Here is a 3,947-nt window from a genome sequence, read left to right as displayed (position 1 = left end):
ATGCCGGCGCCTCTTACCTCGACGCGTGCCGGCGCATTCTTGAAGACATCAGCGAGGCCGAGCGCGCGGCCACTGGCGAATATTCCCAGCCCCGGGGCGAACTGGTCGTTACCGCGCCAGTGGTCTTCGGGCGGCTGCACATCGTGCCGGTGGTGGCGGAATTCCTCGCGCAGTACCCGGAGATCGACATCAACCTGATCCTCACCGACCGCGTCGTGCACCTGATGGAAGAACACTGCGACGTCGCGGTGCGCATTGGCGAGTTGCCCGACAGCTCGCTCAAGGCCATGCAGGTGGGCACGGTGCGGCGGGTGGTGTGCGCCAGCCCGGCATACCTGGCCGCTCGCGGCATACCCGCTGAGCCCCAGGACTTGGCGGGGCATGACTGCATCACCTTCGAAGTGCTGGCGTCCCAAGGGGCGTGGGGATTTGGCGCGGGTAAAACCGGGCTCTCGGTACCGGTGCATTCGCGGTTGTCGGTGAACACCGCAGAAGCGGCGATTGCGGCGGCGACGTTGGGGGTTGGGGTGATTCGGGTACTCTCGTATCAAGTGGCGGATGCAGTGCGGGAGGAGGCGTTGGCGGTGGTGCTTGAGGCGTTCGAGTCGGCGCCGCTGCCCATTAGCCTGGTGCACAAAGGGCAGTCGCCGTTGCCGCTGAAGCTGCGGGCGTTTCTGGATTTTGTGATGCCGCGATTGCGCGCCCGCATCGCCCAATAACACCGACGAATTTGAACCTGATGAAAATCAAAATGTGGGAGCCGGGCTTGCCCGCGATAGCGGTGTATCAGGTTTTGAAACTGTTGCTGATCCACCGCTATCGCGGGCAAGCCCGGCTCCCACATTGGATTTACGTTGCCAGTTAGATCTCGGCAAGGCGCGGCTTTAGAAACTCCAGGGCATCTTTAAACACCTGATGCCACTCTTCTGACGGTTCGCTCGCCAGCGGGTGCCAGAAGAACTGGAACTCGTGGCCGCCATCATCCTTTGCAAAATGGGTCCAGGTATCTGGCAGGTCTTCAGGGATCAGGCATTGATGAAAGGCCCATGTATGCCCCGTGGACGCTGAGTGCCAAGTGCCCAGGTCACGTATCACCTTGCCGGTTATCCCGGCCTCTTCAAGCAACTCTCTAACTGCCGCAGCCTCGGTACTTTCGCCAGGCTCCAAGCTGCCCTTGACCAGTTGAAGACCTGCAAGTGGGTGTTTGAAGGCGAGGATTTCCAGGGATTGGCGGGTTCGCAGGATGACCGGACATGCCTTGTCTTTTCCCATCACGTTGTCCTTTTGCACATATTGGCGGCCAGCTATTGCACCACAGTCCGGCACATTTCCAATGCCGGGCGAAGACCTTGTGGCGAGGGAGCTTGCTCCCGCTGGACTGCGAAGCAGGCCCAAGTGGATCGTTCCCACGCTCTGCGTGGGAATGCATCCCGTGACGCTCCGCGTCACCACTGCGCAAGACTTCAATGGACGCAGAGCGTCCGAGGCGGCATTGCCACGCAGAGCGTTGGGAACGATCAACGTCCTACAGCTACTTCCAACCTTTCATCAAACCTTCATCAAACGGTTTTACTCCAGTCATGTGCAAGTCATAGGGCTGACACAGCCCGCGCCTACTGTCGTTTGAACTCAAACGCAGCCACGGATGGCTGTTCAACCAGACAGAGAAGCCCATGACTCCAGCTATCCATGTCGATCATCTGAACAAGACCTTTGCGAAGAAATCCGCGCTGGTCGACCTCGAACTCACCGTTGCCACCGGTGAGATGGTCGCGCTGATTGGCGCTTCCGGCTCCGGCAAGTCCACCTTGCTGCGCCACCTCGCGGGCCTGGCCTGTTGCGACAAGAGCAACGGCGGCAGCGTCAAGGTGCTGGGCCGGGAAGTGCAGGCCAGCGGGCGGTTGAATGGCAAGGTGCGGCGCCTGCGCGCCGACATCGGCTACATCTTCCAGCAGTTCAACCTGGTCAACCGCCTGAGCGTGCTCGACAACGTACTGCTCGGTTGCCTGGGCCGCATGCCGCGCTGGCGCGGCAACCTCGGTTTGTTCAATGCCGAGGAAAAACAGTTCGCCATGGAATCCCTGGCCCGCGTCGGCCTGGCAGACCTGGCCAGCCAGCGCGCCTCCACCTTGTCCGGCGGCCAGCAGCAACGCCTGGTGATCGCCCGCACCATCGCCGTGGAGCCGGAAGTGCTGCTGCTCGACGAACCGTGCTCGGCACTCGACCCCATCTCCACGTTGAAAGTCGAAGAGCTGATCTACGAACTCAAATCCAAGTTCACCATCGTCATCGTGACCCACAACATGCAACAGGCGGCGCGGGTTTCCGACTACACCGCGTTCATGTACATGGGCAAGCTGGTGGAATTTGGCGACACCGATACCCTGTTCACCAACCCGGCGAAGAAGCAGACCGAAGACTACATCACCGGTCGCTACGGCTAGCAGGTGGCTGGTTGCTCACTGAACTGATGCTGCGGTCGACCGCACCTTACTGGACGTTCCAAGGACGCCAACATGATTAGCAAAGAAGGCCTTACCCATCACATCTCCGCGCAGTTCAACGCCGAGCTTGAGGAGGTGCGCAGCCACCTCCTGGCCATGGGCGGGCTGGTGGAGAAGCAAGTCAACGACGCCGTCACCGCGCTGATCGAGGCCGACTCGGGCCTGGCCCAGCAAGTGCGCGAGATCGATGACCAGATCAACCAGATGGAACGCAACATCGACGAAGAATGCCTGCGCATCCTGGCCCGTCGTCAGCCGGCGGCGTCCGACCTGCGTTTGATCATCAGCATCTCCAAGTCGGTGATCGACCTGGAGCGCATCGGTGACGAAGCCACCAAGATCGCCCGCCGCGCCATCCAGTTGTGTGAGGAAGGCGAAGCGCCGCGTGGTTATGTCGAAGTGCGCCACATCGGTGACCAGGTGCGCAACATGGTTCGCGACGCCCTCGACGCGTTTGCCCGTTTCGACGCCGAGCTGGCGTTGTCGGTGGCCCAATACGACAAGACCATCGACCGCGAATACAAGACAGCGCTGCGCGAACTGGCGACCTACATGATGGAAGACCCGCGCTCTATCTCACGGGTACTGAGCATCATCTGGGTACTGCGTTCGCTGGAACGCATCGGCGACCACGCACGCAACATCTCGGAACTGGTGATTTACCTGGTGCGGGGTACCGACGTGCGGCACATGGGCCTCAAGCGGATGAAAGCAGAAGTTGAAGGTACGACCGATCAAATCCCTAATGTTCCGGGCGTTCCTGACGATAAGTAAGATTGCCCGAGAAATAAACGCCCGGCCTTTGGTCGGGCGTTTTCGTTTGTGGTGTTGGAATTTTTGGCAAAACGCCATCAGCGAAGCGTTATGCTTGCCGGGGTTTTTATAGGATGAAGGGTCGATGAGCAAAGTCAGTGTATTGGTGGTGGATGACGCCTCGTTTATTCGCGACCTGGTGAAGAAGTGCCTGCGTAACTACTTCCCGGGGATCAAGATCGAAGATGCGGTGAACGGCAAAAAGGCCCAGGCCATCCTGATGCGCGAAACCTTCGACATGGTGCTGTGCGACTGGGAAATGCCGGAAATGTCCGGCCTGGAACTGTTGACCTGGTGCCGTGAACAGCCTCATCTCAAAGCCATGCCTTTCGTCATGGTGACCAGCCGTGGCGACAAGGAAAACGTGGTGCAGGCGATCCAGGCCGGGGTTTCCGGCTACGTCAGCAAGCCATTCACCAACGAGCAGTTGCTGAACAAGGTCAAGCAGGCACTGAACAAGATTGGCCGCCTCGACGCGCTGATCGCCAGCGCACCGACCAAGATGAACTCGGCGTTCGGTAACGATTCCCTCAGCGCCCTCACTGGTGGCAAGCCTGACGCAGTCAAGCCGGCCCCGGTGGCCGCGCCCAGCAAAGGCCTGCTCAACAGCCCGCCGGTGCAGGTGGCTGC

5 protein-coding genes are annotated in these 3,947 nt (G+C 60.2%); 4 read left to right on the top strand and 1 reads right to left on the bottom strand.

The genetic code is table 11. The features are described 5' to 3' along the window. Positions 1 to 719, top strand: a 719-nt coding sequence (locus tag HX846_RS17515) for a LysR substrate-binding domain-containing protein (protein WP_178965789.1), incomplete at its 5' end; no start/stop codon positions are given. A gap of 142 nt (positions 720 to 861) precedes the next feature. Here the strand turns inward: HX846_RS17515 and HX846_RS17510 are convergent. After that, positions 862 to 1,272, bottom strand: a complete 411-nt coding sequence (locus HX846_RS17510; protein ID WP_178965788.1) for an NUDIX domain-containing protein — start codon at positions 1,270 to 1,272, stop codon at positions 862 to 864. Between the two features lie 401 nt (positions 1,273 to 1,673). Here HX846_RS17510 and HX846_RS17505 point away from each other — a divergent pair, with 401 nt between their 5' ends. The 3 genes from HX846_RS17505 to HX846_RS17495 form a co-directional block, all read left to right on the top strand. After that, complete coding sequence (locus tag HX846_RS17505) at positions 1,674 to 2,444, top strand: phosphate ABC transporter ATP-binding protein (protein ID WP_178965787.1); 771 nt, start codon at positions 1,674 to 1,676, stop codon at positions 2,442 to 2,444. Between the two features lie 72 nt (positions 2,445 to 2,516). Next, a complete protein-coding gene (gene phoU, locus HX846_RS17500) occupies positions 2,517 to 3,278 on the top strand; it encodes a phosphate signaling complex protein PhoU (protein WP_003213392.1) in 762 nt (253 codons plus the stop codon). Positions 3,279 to 3,402: 124 nt separating this feature from the next. Next, the coding region (locus HX846_RS17495) for a response regulator (protein ID WP_178965786.1) at positions 3,403 to 3,947 on the top strand (545 nt) is incomplete at its 3' end.

The sequence above is a fragment of the Pseudomonas sp. K5002 genome (assembly GCF_013386655.1).
In the GTDB taxonomy this organism is placed as follows: domain Bacteria; phylum Pseudomonadota; class Gammaproteobacteria; order Pseudomonadales; family Pseudomonadaceae; genus Aquipseudomonas.
The sequence above is the reverse complement of the archived record's forward strand: the minus strand, read 5'-3'. Positions and strand labels throughout refer to the sequence as shown.